General features: G+C 64.3%; 11 protein-coding genes. 8 read left to right on the top strand and 3 right to left on the bottom strand.

Annotated elements, in window-relative coordinates; all coding sequences use genetic code 11:
* The first annotated feature begins 459 nt into the window (after window positions 1–459).
* The 3 genes from IGS55_RS01450 (at window position 460) to IGS55_RS01460 (ending at window position 6,408) form a co-directional block, all read left to right on the top strand.
* Entirely contained in the window at window positions 460–3,501 is a 3,042-nt protein-coding gene (locus IGS55_RS01450) for a TonB-dependent receptor (protein ID WP_230516492.1), read from the top strand.
* Between the two features lie 66 nt (window positions 3,502–3,567).
* Window positions 3,568–4,959 carry a Gfo/Idh/MocA family protein gene (locus IGS55_RS01455; protein ID WP_230516491.1) on the top strand — a complete coding sequence of 464 codons (1,392 nt, stop codon included), beginning with the start codon at window positions 3,568–3,570 and terminating at the stop codon, window positions 4,957–4,959.
* Window positions 4,960–5,088: 129 nt separating this feature from the next.
* Window positions 5,089–6,408 carry a DUF3472 domain-containing protein gene (locus IGS55_RS01460; protein ID WP_230516490.1) on the top strand — a complete coding sequence of 440 codons (1,320 nt, stop codon included), beginning with the start codon at window positions 5,089–5,091 and terminating at the stop codon, window positions 6,406–6,408.
* A 10-nt stretch (window positions 6,409–6,418) separates the two neighbouring features.
* On the opposite strand, the gene IGS55_RS01465 is transcribed toward IGS55_RS01460, so the two are convergent.
* On the bottom strand, window positions 6,419–6,931 hold the full coding sequence (locus IGS55_RS01465) for a hypothetical protein (protein ID WP_230516489.1): 513 nt from the start codon (window positions 6,929–6,931) through the stop codon (window positions 6,419–6,421).
* Window positions 6,932–7,180: 249 nt separating this feature from the next.
* On the opposite strand from IGS55_RS01465, the gene IGS55_RS01470 reads away from it, so the two are divergent.
* From IGS55_RS01470 to IGS55_RS01480, 3 genes are all read left to right on the top strand, one after another.
* Window positions 7,181–7,693 (top strand): sigma-70 family RNA polymerase sigma factor, encoded by a 513-nt coding sequence (locus IGS55_RS01470; protein WP_230516488.1) that lies wholly within the window; start codon window positions 7,181–7,183, stop codon window positions 7,691–7,693.
* Window positions 7,693–8,667 carry a FecR domain-containing protein gene (locus tag IGS55_RS01475; protein WP_230516487.1) on the top strand — a complete coding sequence of 325 codons (975 nt, stop codon included), beginning with the start codon at window positions 7,693–7,695 and terminating at the stop codon, window positions 8,665–8,667. The genes IGS55_RS01470 and IGS55_RS01475 overlap by 1 nt, the downstream gene beginning before the upstream one ends.
* A gap of 85 nt (window positions 8,668–8,752) precedes the next feature.
* Entirely contained in the window at window positions 8,753–11,215 is a 2,463-nt protein-coding gene (locus IGS55_RS01480; protein WP_230516486.1) for a TonB-dependent siderophore receptor, read from the top strand.
* 15 nt (window positions 11,216–11,230) lie between these two features.
* Here the strand turns inward: IGS55_RS01480 and IGS55_RS01485 are convergent, their stop codons facing one another.
* Together IGS55_RS01485 and IGS55_RS01490 are read right to left on the bottom strand one after the other, a co-directional pair.
* Window positions 11,231–11,608 (bottom strand): SirB2 family protein, encoded by a 378-nt coding sequence (locus tag IGS55_RS01485; protein WP_070223635.1) that lies wholly within the window; start codon window positions 11,606–11,608, stop codon window positions 11,231–11,233.
* 85 nt (window positions 11,609–11,693) lie between these two features.
* Entirely contained in the window at window positions 11,694–12,140 is a 447-nt protein-coding gene (locus IGS55_RS01490; protein WP_230516485.1) for a GNAT family N-acetyltransferase, read from the bottom strand.
* 288 nt (window positions 12,141–12,428) lie between these two features.
* Between IGS55_RS01490 and IGS55_RS01495 the strand changes: the two genes are divergently transcribed.
* Together IGS55_RS01495 and IGS55_RS01500 are read left to right on the top strand one after the other, a co-directional pair.
* Window positions 12,429–13,673, top strand: coding sequence for an MFS transporter (locus IGS55_RS01495; protein WP_230516610.1), 1,245 nt, complete (start codon window positions 12,429–12,431; stop codon window positions 13,671–13,673).
* Window positions 13,670–15,067 carry a NarK family nitrate/nitrite MFS transporter gene (locus tag IGS55_RS01500; RefSeq protein WP_230516484.1) on the top strand — a complete coding sequence of 466 codons (1,398 nt, stop codon included), beginning with the start codon at window positions 13,670–13,672 and terminating at the stop codon, window positions 15,065–15,067. The genes IGS55_RS01495 and IGS55_RS01500 overlap by 4 nt, the downstream gene beginning before the upstream one ends.
* The last annotated feature ends 25 nt before the right edge of the window (window positions 15,068–15,092 follow it).

The raw sequence follows: 15,092 nt of genomic DNA on the forward strand, positions 1-15,092 counted from the left end.
GGGGTATTTGCATGAAAAAGAAAAGACAATATTCCGAAATGCGCAATACGAAAGATAAACGTAAGTGAAAGGACAGTGACGTGTCTTCTTTCGCGTATTTATCCCCAGATTTCTGCGCCGGTTCTGTGCTCATGGCCATCTTCGTGCCTACGTGTGTATCCGTCATACCACGATAACGAAAGTTATCTGCCGCGCGATAGATTTAATCGAAAGATAAAATGCCTTTATTTGCCGGATTTGGCGATAAATTGCCGTTATAACTTTCTTTTTGTTGACGATACTTATTTTTCTTTTTAAAGTAATCCCAAGAAAACGAAAATCAGCCGATACGGACTGATTTCCCGGAAGGTGCAACTGCCTGGAGCTACCTTCCGACGACCACCATAAAAATTGCGTCCCCCGGCTTCGCCCTGGAGCGGGGAGGGCGCGCATAACCCTCGATATAGACGGAGAGACACCATGCATACCACCCGACTCAAATTGCGCGACATCAGCCGCGCCGCCGCGATCGTGATCGCCCTGGCGGCCGGCGTGCCAGGCCAGGCCTGGGCACAGTCGAACGCCACCAGCACCATTTTCGGCGAAGTGAGCGCGCCGGCCGGCGCCACCGTGGTGCTGGAAAACCTGGCGACGGGCGTACAGCGCACCTTGACGCCCGACACGTCGGGCCGCTATGTGGCCAACTCCATGCCGCCGGGCCGCTATGCGGTGCGCGTGCTGCGTGCCGGTTCGGTGGAAGCGTCGCAGGAAGTAGAAGCGCTGATCGGCGCGGGCGCGGAAGCGAACTTCGGCCCGGCCAGCGCGGCCGGTCCCGTGGGCCAGGAGCAGACCGTCGTGGTGAAGGCGTCGCGCAATCCGATCGACGTGTCGAACACGAACAACGGCGTGATCTTCACGGCCAAGGAATTGAAGGCGCTGCCGGTCGGCAATGACGTCGCCTCCATCGTGCAGCTGACGCCGGGCGTCTCGCGCGGCACCAACAGCGTGTACGGCAATGCGCCATCGATCGGCGGCTCGGGCCAGTCGGAAAACGCGTTCTACGTTAACGGCTTCCCCATCACGAATATCCTGACCCAGGTGGGCGCGTCGGAGCTGCCGTTTGGCGCGATCTCGAACCTGCAGGTGCTGTCGGGCGGTTACGGCTCGGAATTCGGCCGCTCCACGGGGGGCGTGATCAACATCACCACCAAGAGCGGCGGCAACAAGGTCGAATTCGGCGGCAAGGTCTCCATCATCCCCCGTTCGCTGAAGGGCGAGCCGGAAAACACCTATTACCCGAACACGGGCGCCAATCCCAAGACGGACGGCAATCTGCTGTACTGGAACCGCGACAATGGCAGCACCAGCAAGGTGGTGGGCCTGTATGGCAGCGGTCCCCTGATCAAGAACAAGCTGTTCGCCTTCGTGGCGCTGGAACAGACGCGCACGGACAGCCAGTCCGTTGCCGCCGCCGCCGACTCGGGCACGGCCCTGGCGCGCGGCTGGAGCACGAGCCAGAGCAAGGTGGACCGCATGATGGCCAAGCTCGATTACAACCTGACGGACGACCATCACTTCGAATACACCAAGCTGTATGACCGCACGAAAACAGACAGCCAGGCGTATGGCTACAGCTACGCCACGCATGCGAGCAATGGCGTACAGGCAGGCAAGGGCGAGACGACGGTCAACTGCTGCGGTTCATCGGCCGCGCCGGGCGCCAACATCGACATCTTCAAGTACACGGGCTACCTGACGGACAACCTCACCGTGACGGCCATGATGGGCGAGTCGCGCACCTCGCACACCCGCACGCCGAACGGCTACAATCCGCTGCTGGCGCAAACGTCGTCGAATACGTCGACGCAGGTGCCCGGGCTGACGTACGCCAATCCGCAAACGGTGACGGGCACCCTGGTCGACCCATCGTCGGAAGACCGCCAGAAAGCCAAGCGCCTCGATCTCGAATACAAGCTGGGCAAGCACTCGCTGCGCGGCGGCATCGACCGCATCGACGTGGAGTCGAAAGTGGGCCTGAGCCTGGCCGGCGGCCACCGCTGGAGCTACCAGCGCGCGACCGATCCGAACCGGGCCATCAACGGCGCGTTTGAGACGCCGGCCCAGGGCGGCGGCTACGGTACGCAGGGCTATTACGTCAGCAAGGACTTGAACGCCAACCTGGCGCGTCCCACCAGCGTGCAATCGGCGCAATACATCCAGGACCACTACCAGGTGACGGAGCGGGTGCTGCTGGACCTGGGCCTGCGCCGCGAGCAGTTCACCAACTACAGCACCGATGGCGTGGCCTTCATTTCGCAGCGCAACATGATCGCCCCGCGCGTGGGCGCCACCTGGGATTACCTGGGCGACGGCACCCTGAAATTCTTCGCCAACGGCGGCCGCTACCACCTGCCGGTGCCGTCGAATTTGTCAAGCAACATGGCCAGCCCCTTCCTGGCCACCAGCGAGATGTATACCTACACGGGCGTCGATCCCGTCACGGGCGCGCCGACGGGCCTGCACGCGATCAGCAAGCCGTATTCGGCCAACAACGCCTATGGCCAGAGCCGCGACGCGCGCGAGGTGACGGCCGTCGGCCTGAAGCCGCTGTCGCAGGATGAATTCTCGCTCGGCTTCGAACGGGCCCTGAGCAAGAAGCTGGTGGTGGGCGCCAGCGTCCTGTACCGCAAGCTGAACGACACCAACGACGACACCTGCGACGCGCGTCCGCTGCAAGCCTGGGCCACGCGCAACAGCGTCGACACGAGCAACTGGGGCGGCTTCCAGTGCGCCATCATCAACCCGGGCCGCGACAACAGCCTGATGGTGGACTTCGACGATGGCAAGGGCTTGCGCCGCGTGGATATTTCGGCGGAGGAGTGGGGCAATCCGAAACCGGCACGCACTTACCGCGCCCTGAACCTGTTCATCGAACACCCGTACACGAACGGCTGGTACGGCAAGCTGACCTACACCTTGTCCGGCCTGAAGGGCAATATGGAAGGCCAGACGGACAGCATCGGCGGCGGCGACGTGGGCCTGACGGTCAGCGACGACCACAAGGAACTGATGTACAACGCGTATGGCTACCTGCCGGGCGACCACCGCCACGCCTTCAAGGCCTACGGCTTCATGCAGGTCATCCCGGACGTGACGGTCGGCGCCAACCTGTCGCTGACGTCGGGCGCGCCGCGCAACTGCATCGGCGCGCTGCCCGACAACCTGAAGTTCGAGAACGACTACGGCGATTCCTACTTCTATTGCGATGGCAAACCGGCGCCGCGCGGCAGCCAGGGCCGCCTGCCTTGGCAAGCCCAGCTGGACATGAATTTGGCCTATACTCCCAGCGCCGTCAAGGGCCTGAGCCTGAAAGTGGACGTGTTCAATGTGTTCAACAGCCAGACCGTGACCCGCTACAACGAAACGCGCGAAGACCATGGCGCCATCGCCCGCAGCTATCTGCAGGTGGCCGGCCGCACGGCGCCGCGTTCCGTGCGCTTCACGGCGGAATACACTTATTAAACTGCAACCGGCCTGCCGTGCGGCGGGCCGGCGACGATCATTACCAATGGAAGCGAGAAGAGACCAATGACGACACAAATCAATCGACGCAATTTCCTGTCCGCCAGCGCCGCGCTGGCCGGTGGCGCCATGGCCGGCAGCGCACTGCTGCCTGGCGAGGCCAACGCCGCGCCCGCCGCCGGCCGCGACAAGGTCCGCCTGGGCCTGATCGGCACGGGCATGCGCGGCCAGGTGCTGCTGGCCGAACTGGTGCGCCGCGACGACGTGGAAGTGGTTGCCCTGTGCGATATCGAACCGATCATGCTGAAACACGCGCTGGGCCAGGTGGCCAAGGCCGGCAAGCCGCGTCCGCGCACGTATGGCGAAGACCGCGACCAGAAAGCGTACAAGCGCATGCTGGACGCGGGCGGCCTCGATGGCGTGATCATCGCCACGCCGTGGGAGTTCCACGCGCCGATGGCGATTGCCGCCATGCAGGCGAAGATCGCCGTCGGCTGCGAAGTGGTGGCCGGCATCACCCTGCAAGACCACTGGGATGTCCTGAACACCCAGCTGAAAACGGGCACGCCGTACATGTTGCTGGAAAACGTGTGCTACCGCCGCGATGTGATGGCCGCGCTGCAGATGGTGCGCGCGGGCCTGTTTGGCGAACTGCTGCACCTGCAGGGCGGCTACCAGCACGATTTGCGCGCCGTGAAATTCAACAGCGGCAATCCGGCCAAGCCGTATGGCGGCGGCGTGGAATTCGGCGAGAAGGGCTGGTCGGAAGCCCATTGGCGCACGCAGCACTCGGTCGAGCGCAATGGCGAGCTGTATCCGAGCCACGGCATCGGTCCGTGCGCCATGTACACGAACATCAACCGCGGCAACCGTTTTACGCGCATCAACGCCTTCGCCACCAAGGCGCGCGGCTTGCACGACTACATCGTCAAGCAGCCGGGCGGAGCCCAGCATGCGAACGCCAAGGTGAAATTCAAGCTGGGCGACGTGGTCACCACCACGCTGGCATGCGAGAACGGCGAAACCATCATCCTGCAGCACGATACGAGCCTGCCGCGCCCGTATTCGCTGGGCTTCCGCGTGCAAGGCACGGACGGCCTGTGGATGGATTTGAACAATTCGATTCACATCGAGGGCGTCAGCAAGCCGCACCAGTGGGACGACTTCAAGGCTTACCAGGACAAGTATGAGCACCCGGTGTGGCGCAAATACGCTGCGCAAGCCGAGGGCGCGGGCCACGGCGGCATGGACTTCTTCGTCATCCACGCCTTTGTCGAAGCGCTGAAAGCCAACGCGCCGATGCCGATCGATATCTACGATGCCGTGACGTGGAGCGCCATCACGCCGCTGTCCGAGCAATCGATCGCGGCCAACTTCCAGACCCTGGACTTCCCGGACTTCACGGGCGGGCAGTGGAAATCGCGCAAGCCGATCTTCGCCCTCGACGGCAAATACTAAGCCCCATTCGCCCGCTACCGCACCAGTTGCCGTAGCGGGTTTTTTCTGTCCCGATCCGTTTTTCAACCGCGGCGCAGGTGCGCAGGCACGTGTTCGCCCGCCGCAAAGCTGTACCACCAGGAGACGTCGATGAAACACAGAAGTGCAGTACTCTACGCAGTTCTTTCCACCGCACCGTTGTTGCTGGCCGCCTGCGGCAGCGGTGGCGGCGGCAGTGCCGGCGCCACCGCGATCCATGCCGCGAGCAGCCTGCCGTCCGTGACCGGCACGCCTGCCACCGTGGCCCTGGCCGGCAATGCCTTCATCACCAGCGCCGACGCCAGCGCGCAAGAAATCATCAATGACAACGGCCTGGCTAACTGGACCAGCCCGAACACGGTCACCAGCGCGTATTTCCGCGTCGGCGCGGCCGGTCCCGTGACGGTGGCGCTCGACGCCAGGCTGGCCGGCAGCACCAGCAGCGTGGTGCGCGTGACGGTCAACGGCCAGCCCTTCGACGTGGCCCTGGCGGGAACGGCCAGCAAGACCTATGCGGTGGGCACGGTCAACGTGGCCGCGCCAGGCTACGTGAAGGTGGACTTGCGCGGCGTGAGCAAGGCGGGCGGCTATTTTGGCGACGTCTCGGCGCTGAAGGTGACGTCGAACGCCACGCTCAATTACGCGAATGACCCCGCCAATTACTACTGGTCGCGGCGCGGCCCGTCCGTGCACATGGGTTATACGGTGCCGGCCAATACCGAGTATTTCTATAACGAGATGACGATTCCCCAGGGCCAGGACGCCATCGGTTCCTATTTCATGGCCAACGGCTTTGGCCAGGGATACATGGGCATCCAGGTGAAATCACCGAGCGAGCGCTGGATATTGTTCTCCGTGTGGGACGCCGACAATGGCGCCAAGACCACTCTGGTCAGCAAGGGCGCCGGCGTGGTCGATAATGCGTTTGGCGGCGAGGGCACGGGCGGCCAGACCTATCTGTCGTATAACTGGACGGCCGGCACGACGTACCGCTTCATCACGCGCGCGCGGCCCGACGGCAATGGCGGCAGCGATTACTCGGCCTGGTTCTTCGCGCCCGAGACGGGCAAGTGGCGCTACATCGCCACCTGGAAGCGCCCGGCGATATCCACGTATTTGACGGGCGTGCATTCCTTCCTCGAAAATTTCATCGATACCCTGGGCTACACGGAGCGCCGCGTCCAGTTCGGCAACCAGTGGGCGAGGAACGTTGCCGGCACCTGGTCGGAGGTGACGGCGGGAAGGTTCACGGGCGACGCCACGGCCACGCATGCGCAGCGCATGGATTATGCGGGCGGGCTGGAAAACGGCAAGTTCTACCTGCATAACGGCGGCTTCTTCGCAAATTACGTGCAGACCAGCCAGAACTTCACGCGCCCGGCCACGGGCCAGGCGCCGGCCGTCGATGTGAGCGCCTTGCCGATGCAATAGGCGTGGGTTCTTAGCCCGGCCGCTTGCCTACCATCGCGTCGATGCCGCGATAGTAGGTGAGCGGCCGGCCTATCGTCACGCCCATCAATGCCGCCGCCTGGATGATGTCGTCCGTGTCGCGCCTGTAGACGATCAGCGCATCCATTTCGTCGGAGCCGTTGCCGTCGATCTGGATCAGGTCATAGCCGCCTTCGTCCACGGCGCGCTGCGCCAGTTCCGTATCGAGCCACTCGAAATAGGGCAGCACGCTGCCGCCGCTTTCCTTGAGCAGTGCGTACGGGAAGTCGGGGAATTCGTCGAACATGTCCTGTATCTGTTCGTGCAGTTCATCGATCTTGTCGCTCGACGCCATATAGCCGCCCAGTTGCGAGAGGATCTCCAGCGCATAGGCCTGGGCATCGCTGTCGATCCACTCGTCGCGTGGCGCGGAAGGCGCGGCGGTGATGGCGGCGACGGCCTCGTCGAGCTCCTCGCCTTCCAGGTCACCGCAGGTCAGTTTGGTCAGCAATTCGGATAGCAGCATGTTCGCCTTTCAATGGGGGATGCATGGCCAGGGTGGCCGGCTTGTCGATGATGTTGCCGATACTATCATTGCCGCGTAGCCGGGAGCGTTCTGCTGAATTTGCAATGCAGGCTACGCCACCGGATACGATCAGCAAGGAAATTTTGGAAAGAAGCGCGTCAAACAAGCGCTGGCAGGGCGCTTGCGCCGCAGCAGCGCATGGATATAGAATGCGAATCATTATTATTTGTGAATCAGGGAGTATGCGACGTGTCGGCTGCCCAACCCGGCGTCCACCAGGAGGTGGGCAGCCTGTATCACGAACACCACCGGTGGCTGCAAGGCTGGCTGCGGCACAAGCTGGGCGACGCCTTTGACGCGGCCGACGTGGCGCACGACACCTTCATGCGCCTGCTCAATCGCGACGAAGCCATCGCCGCGCGCGAGCCTCGCGCCTTTTTGACGACGGTGGCCAAGGGCGTGCTGGGCAATCTGTACCGCCGGCGCGACCTGGAGGCGGCTTACCTGGAAACGCTGGCCAGCCTGCCGGCGCAGCACGCGCCCGATCCCGAGGCGCAGGCAATTCTGCTCGAAGCCCTGTTCGACATCGACCGCCGCCTGGACGGCCTGGCGCCGGCCTTGCGCCGCGCGTTCCTGCTGTCGCAGCTCGATGGCATGCCGCAGGCGGCCATCGCGCTGGAATTGAATGTTTCGCTGGCGACCGTGCAGCGCTACCTGGTCAAAGCCATGCATCAGTGTTTCTTTGCCCATCCGGCATCGTGATGGGCGCCTTCACGCCGGAAGCGGCCAGCCTGCAAGCGGTGGAATGGCTGGTGCGCCTGCAGGCCGGCGACGCCACGCCGGAAGTGGAGCAGGCCTGGCGCGCCTGGCGCGACAGCGACCCCGAACATGAGCAAGCCTGGCAGCATGTGGAGGGCTGCATGGCGCGCATGCGTGCCTTGCCAGCGCCGCTGGCGCACGGCACGCTGGCGCGCAAGCCGGTCCATGCGCAGGCGAATGCGGCGCGCCGGCAGTCGCTCAAGCTGCTGGCGTTGCTGGCCGTGGGCGGCGGCGCCTGGCTGGCGGGCGGCGATGAGCAGGCGCGCTTCTGGCTTGCCGACTACCGCACGGGCACGGGAGAATTACGCCACGTCGTGCTGGACGACGGCACGCGCATCGCGCTCAATACGGCATCCAGCATCGACGTGCGCTATGACGCGGGCCAGCGCCTGGTGACGGTAGTCAAAGGCGAGATCATGGTCAGCACGGCGCGCGATCAGGCCGGCCGGCCATTTGTCGTGCAAACGGCGCAAGGCCGCTTGCAACCCGTGGGCACGCGCTTTGCCGTGCGCGTGGACGGAGAGCGCACGCAGCTGGGCGTGTTCGCCGGTGCCGTCGACATTCAACTGGAACAGGCGCCCGATGCAGCGCGCAGGCTGCAGGCGGGCCAGCAAACCAGCTTTACGGCGGCGCAGATCGGCGCCGTTCGGACCTTGGCCGCCGGCGCGGATGCGTGGACGGCCGGCATGCTGGTGGCGCACGACATGCCGCTGGCGGAGTTTATCGGCGAACTGGCCCGCTACCGCCATGGGCGCCTGGCCTGCGATCCGGCCATCGCCCACTTGCGCGTGTCCGGCATCTACCCGCTGGCCGACACGACGCAAGTGCTCGACATGCTGACGCGCACCTTGCCCGTCGACGTGCGCCAGACCACGCGCTTCTGGGTGACCGTGACGGCACATCGGCAGCATCCATAATTATTTTCCGAAAAACTGAGGGGTTTTCGATTTTCGCGTGACATAGCGAGTGAACCCCCCATTCACTTTCAGGAAAACAGTCCGCATGCCCAGCACAACACCTATTTCCCCATCTTCCGCTTCCCGCACATGCCGCCGCAGCGTGGCGGCGCTGGCCGTCAGCCACGCCCTGTGGCTGCTCGCCGCCGGCGGCGCCACCATCTTCGCTCCTGCGGCCCAGGCCGCGAATGCGGTGCGCATCGCGCTGGCGATACCGGCCGGCTCCCTGGAACAGGTGCTGGTGCGTTTCGGCCAGGAGACGGGCACCATGATTTCCTACCAGGCCGCCGCCTTGGCGGGCAAGCGCAGCGCCGGCCTGACCGGTAGCTACAGCGTGCCTGAAGCGCTGGGCGCCATCGTCGCCGGCTCGGGCTTGCGCGCCGTGCCGCAGGCAAATGGCGGTTATGTGCTCGACGCGGCAGCGGCCGATGGCGGCCAGACCATGCCCGAGATGAAGGTCAGCGCCAGCTTTGATGCGAACGGCGCGACGGAAGGCAGCGGCGCCTATACGACGCAGACCATGCGCTCGGCCACGCGCCTGGGCCTGTCCGTGCGCGAGACGCCGCAAGCCGTCAGCGTGGTCACGCGCCAGCAGATGGATGACCAGAACCTGCAAACGGTGGAAGAGGTGCTGCAAAACGCAGCCGGCATCGCCATCAACCGCTACGACAGCGACCGCACCTCGTTCTTCGCGCGCGGCTTTTCCATCGCCAGCTACCAGTACGACGGCATTCCCACCACGGTCGACAATGCGTTCAATGTGGGCGACAGCACGCTGGACATGACGGCCTACGACCGGGTCGAGATCGTGCGCGGCGCCACGGGCCTGTTGACGGGCGCGGGCGAACCGTCGGCCACCATCAACCTGGTACGCAAGCGCGCATCGTCGGCGCAGCTGGCCGGGAATGCGGCCCTGAGCCTGGGTTCCTGGCAGAATGCGCGCGCCAGCGCGGACCTGTCCACACCCCTGAGTGCTGATGGCAAGGTGCGCGGAAGAGTCGTGGCCAGCTACCAGGACAGCGAATCGTATGTGAATCTGTATCATGGCAAGAAGGCCATGGCTTACGCCACGGTGGAGGCGGACCTGGCGCCCGGCAGCGTGCTGATCGCCGGCTATGAATACCAGGACAACCGCCCGCGTGGCGGCATGTACGGCGGCCTGCCGCTGTGGTACGCAGATGGCGAACGGGCCACGTTTTCCCGCTCCACCACCACGGCCACCACCTGGAGCCGCTGGTTCAGCACCAGCCAGACTGCCTTCCTGCGCCTGGAGCAGCAACTGGGCAAGGGCTGGAACCTGATGGCCATGCTGAATCACGGCTGGGGCAATTACTCGGCGGCCGAACTCTTCGCCAATACCTGGCCGGACAAGGCCACGGGCCAGGGCGTGACGGGCTACGCCGGCTTTTACTCGGGCACGCGGCGCCAGGACAGCGTCGACGCCTATGTGCAGGGGCCGCTGCAGCTGTTGGGGCGCACGCACGACCTGGCGTTCGGCGTTTCGGGCAGCAACCAGTTCGCCAGCAACCCCGGCATTGCCGGCGGCAGCGTCGACTACGGCAATTTTCATCAGTGGCAGGGCGTGACGCCGGAGCCGGACTGGAACGACCCGAATTTCTCGCGCTGGAAGCTGCTCGACACGGTGCAGCAGCGCGGCATCTATGGCACGGCGCGGTTTTCGCTGGCCGATCCCCTGAAGCTGATCGTCGGCGCGCGCTACAGCCGCTACAAGGCGGACCACGTCGATGACTGGGGCGGCGGCTACGCCTATGCCAAGCACGCCGTCACGCCATATGCTGGCCTGGTATGGGATATCGATGCGCAGCATGCGCTGTACACCAGCTACAGCAAGATCTTCAAGCCGCAGGGCTACCAGGACCGGTTTGGCCGCTATCTCGACCCCGTGCAAGGCAAGAATGTGGAAGCGGGCGTGAAGGGCGAGTATTTCGGCGGCAAACTCAATGCGGCGCTGGCCGTGTTCCGCATCGCGCAGGATGGCCTGGCGCAGGAAGACACGGGCCATTTTGTCGGCAATTCGCTGACGCAGGCGTACTACGCGGCCTCGGGCACCACCAGCAAGGGGGTGGAACTGGACGTGTCGGGCGAGCTGGCCAAGGGCTGGAACGTCTCGGCCAGCGTGTCGCACGCGGCGGCCGAGGACAACACGGGCGCGCGCCTGAACAGCTATGTGCCGCAGACCCTGGCGCGCGTGTTTTCCACGTACCATCTGCCTGGCGGCTGGCGCGCCTTGTCCGTGGGCGGCGGCGTGAACTGGCAGAGCGGCGCCTACCGCGACGCCACGGGACCGAACGGTGTCGAGCGCGTGGAGCAGGGCGGCTATGCCGTGGCCAGCCTGATGGCGAAATACGCGCTGTCGCGCCAGCTGTCCCTGCAGGCGAACATCAACAACGTGTTCGACAAGCATTACTACAGCCAGCTCGGCATGTACAACCAGGGGTACTGGGGTGCGCCGCGCAACGCCAGCGTTACCCTGCGCTACCTCTTCTGATGCGCTTGCCTGGTGCTACAGCGGCCAGGCCTGCTTGGTGACGGCCACGGCGACGATGTAGGCGAAGACCAGCACGGCGAGGGCGAAGGCGGCGCCGCGCACGGCCGGCGTCTTGCCCCGCTTCAGGGCGATGGTGCCCAGCGCGATGTAGGCCACCAGCGCGCACAGCTTGGCGGCCAGCCAGGGCTGGCTGCCCGGCGACTGGCCGCTCCACACGGCCAGGGCGATGGCGCTGGCCAGCAGGGCCGTGTCGACCAGGTGCGGCAGGATTTTCACCCAGCGCTGCTGCAAGGCGGGCGAGGCGCGCAGCATCCAGGCGCCGCGCAACAGGAAAAGACAGCCGCTGGCGGCGGCGCAGCCCATGTGGAAATGTTTGAGGCTCAGATAATCCATGCGTGATGTTGTGCGGTGATTGATGGTGGCGCCAGCATAGCCGCCTTTGGCCTTCCGCACCATACGCCGTCGGGATGAGACGAGCCTAAGGCAGGAATTTCACGTACACGAACTCCGGATCGCCCTCATCGAGATGGTCGATCCGGCCGCTGCGCACGAAGCCCGCGCCGGCGAACAGCCGTTGAGCGGCGCCGTTCGACCGGTTCGTCGAGGTGAATAGCTTCCCTGTCTGGCACGCGTCCGCGGCGGCCGCCAGCAGGCGCAATGCCACGCCGCAGCGCTGGTGCGCGGGCGAGACCACCACCAGCGAGACAAAATCGTAGCCGAAGAAGTCGTCGTGCGTGAGGACATAGCCGGCCACGTGGCCGGCCCGGATGGCCACCTGGCAGCGGCCCTTGCCGACGGCGGCGCGCACGGCCTTGCCACGCTCCGGGTGCGTCTGGGCATAGGCATCGCAAGCCAGCATGGCTTTCACATCGCCAGCTTGGGCCACGCGCGTGATGATCTCGTCTGTTTCGTGCCTGTTCTGCATGCCGCTCCTTTTCTCCAGGCGCCGAGTGTGCCAAAAATGCGCCGGTTTGTAAAACACCCGCCATCCAGGCTAGGCGCGCACCCCGTCATCTAGTCACTTTTGCCGATGCGGCTATCCAGATTGCCTTCCCGGAATCACCCTGTGGCCGATAGTGCCTTTCGCCGCTGCCACGTAAGCTGGTCGGGACGGCTGGCCAGACGGCCAGTGCATTCATGGAGAAACATCGTGGCTACCCTAGATGGCACTAACAAGAACAGTAACAGCAGTAACAAGGCAGTCGAACCGGGCATGCGGCGCAAGCAGGCGTCCGTATTAATCAGCAGTACCTTCGCATTTACCATCTGCTTTGCAGTCTGGATGATGTTTGCCGTACTGGGCATCCCCATCAAGACCAGCCTGGGCTTGACTGAAACGCAATTCGGCCTGCTGGCCGCCATGCCCGTGCTGACGGGCTCCCTCGTGCGCGTGCCGCTGGGCATCTGGACAGACAAATACGGCGGACGCCGCGTCTTCTTCCTGCTGATGCTGGCCAGCGTGGTGCCGATCTACCTGATTTCCTACGCCACCGCCTACTGGCATTTCCTCGTGCTGGGCATGTTCGTGGGCCTGGCGGGCGGTTCGTTTTCCGTCGGCACGCCGTACGTGGCGCGTTGGTACGAAAAAGAGCGCCGCGGCCTGGCGATGGGCATTTTCGGCGCCGGCAACTCCGGTTCCGCGCTGACCAAGTTCGTCGCGCCGGGCATCGTCGCCGCCTTCGGCTGGCAGATGCTGCCCAAGGTGTATGCGGTGGCCATGCTGGCCACGGCCATCATCTTCTGGCTGTTTTCGTACACGGACAAATCGCACCTGGCGCCATCGGGCGAAAGCTTTTCCGCGCAGATGAAGGTGCTGAAGGACCCGCGCGTGTGGCGCTACTGCCAGTACTACTCGGTGGTGTTCGGCGGCTACGTGGCGCTGGCCCTGTGGATGACGAAGTACTACGTGGCCGAATACGGTTTTGATCTGAAGCACGCGGCGCTGCTGGCCGCCTGCTTCTCGCTGCCGGGCGGCGTGCTGCGCGCGGTGGGCGGCTGGATCTCCGACAAATACGGTGCGGCGAAAGTCACCTGGGCCGTGATGTGGGTGTGCTGGGTGTGCTTCTTCCTGCTGTCGTATCCGCAAACGCAGATGGTCGTGGAAACCGTCACGGGGCCGCTGGCCTTCCATATCGGCCTGTCGCCGCTGTGGTTCACCGTGCTGCTGTTCATCGTCGGCATCGCCATGGCCGTCGGCAAGGCATCCGTCTTCAAGTTCATCGGCGATGATTTTTCCGACAACATCGGCGCCGTCTCGGGCGTGGTGGGTCTGGCCGGCGGCCTGGGCGGCTTCATCCTGCCCGTGATGTTCGGCGCCCTGGTGGACTTCACGGGCGTGCGTTCGAGCTCCTTCATGCTCCTGTACGGCACCGTCTGCGTTTCCCTCGTCTGGATGCATTTCTCGTTCAAGCCGCTGCGTGCGGCACCAACCAACCAACCCGCAGGAGTACAAGCATGAGCCGCTATATGATCAATACCTGGGAGCCTGAGACTCCCAGTTTCTGGCAAAACACGGGCAAGGCCACGGCCGCGCGCAATCTGTGGATCTCGATTCCCGCGCTGCTGCTGGCATTCGCCGTGTGGATGGTGTGGAGCGTGGTGGTGGTCAACCTGCCCAACATCGGCTTCACCTACAGTAACAACCAGCTGTTCTGGCTGACGGCCTTGCCGGGTTTGTCCGGCGCCACCTTGCGCATCTTCTATTCGTTCATGGTGCCGATCTTCGGCGGACGCCGCTGGACGGCCATTTCCACGGGTTCCTTGCTGATTCCCGCCATCGGCATCGGCCTGGCCGTGCAGGATGTGAACACCGGTTATCCGACCATGCTGATCCTGGCGCTGCTGTGCGGTTTCGGCGGCGGCAATTTCGCCTCGTCGATGGCCAACATCAGCTTTTTCTATCCGAAGGCCAGCAAGGGCTTCGCGCTGGGCATGAATGCGGGCCTGGGCAACCTGGGCGTGTCGGTGGTGCAGTTCGTTGTGCCGCTGGTGATTACGTTTGCCGTCTTCGGCGCCTGGGGCGGCGACTCGCTCACCTGGGTCAAGAACGGCGTGAGCAAGGACATGTGGCTGCAAAACGCGGGCTTCATCTGGGTGCCGTTCATCGCGCTGTCGACCTTGCTGGCCTGGTTCGGCATGAATGACCTGGCGTCGGCGAAAGCGTCGTTTTCCGAACAGGCCGTGATCTTCAAGCGCAAGCACAACTGGCTCATGTGCTGGCTGTACACGGGTACCTTCGGCTCCTTCATCGGTTATTCGGCCGCGTTTCCGCTGCTGATCAAGATCCAGTTCCCCGACGTGAACCCGCTCGATTACGCCTTCCTGGGCCCCCTCGTCGGTGCCCTGGCGCGCGTCGCCGGCGGCGTGATTTCCGACAAACTGGGCGGCGCCCGCGTTACCCTGTGGTCCTTCCTCTTGATGATCGGCGCCGTGCTGGGCGTGCTGTACTTCATGCCGCAAGCGGGCGGAAGTGTGCACACTGCGGGCAGTTTCAACGGCTTCTTCTGGATGTTCATGCTGCTGTTCGCCGGCACGGGCATCGGCAACGCGTCGACCTTCCGCATGATCCCCGTGATCTTTTTGACGGAACACCAGCGCGCGGCGGCCGGCAAGGGCAAGGCGGCGCAGGAGCAAGCCATCGTCGACGCCAACAAGGAAGGCGCGGCCGTCCTGGGCTTCACCTCGGCCGTGGCCGCGTATGGCGCCTTCTTCATCCCGAAAAGCTATGGCACCTCGATCGCGCTGACGGGCAGCCCCGACGCGGCCCTGTGGTGCTTCATCGGCTTTTATGTCAGCTGCATCGCGATCACCTGGTGGTGCTATGCGCGCAAGAACGCGCCGATGCCTTGCTAGTCAGCGTCAGAACGCCGGGCGAGTC

Source organism: Janthinobacterium sp. EB271-G4-3-2 (assembly GCF_020858035.1).
Classification (GTDB): Bacteria; Pseudomonadota; Gammaproteobacteria; order Burkholderiales; family Burkholderiaceae_D; genus Janthinobacterium; species Janthinobacterium aestuarii.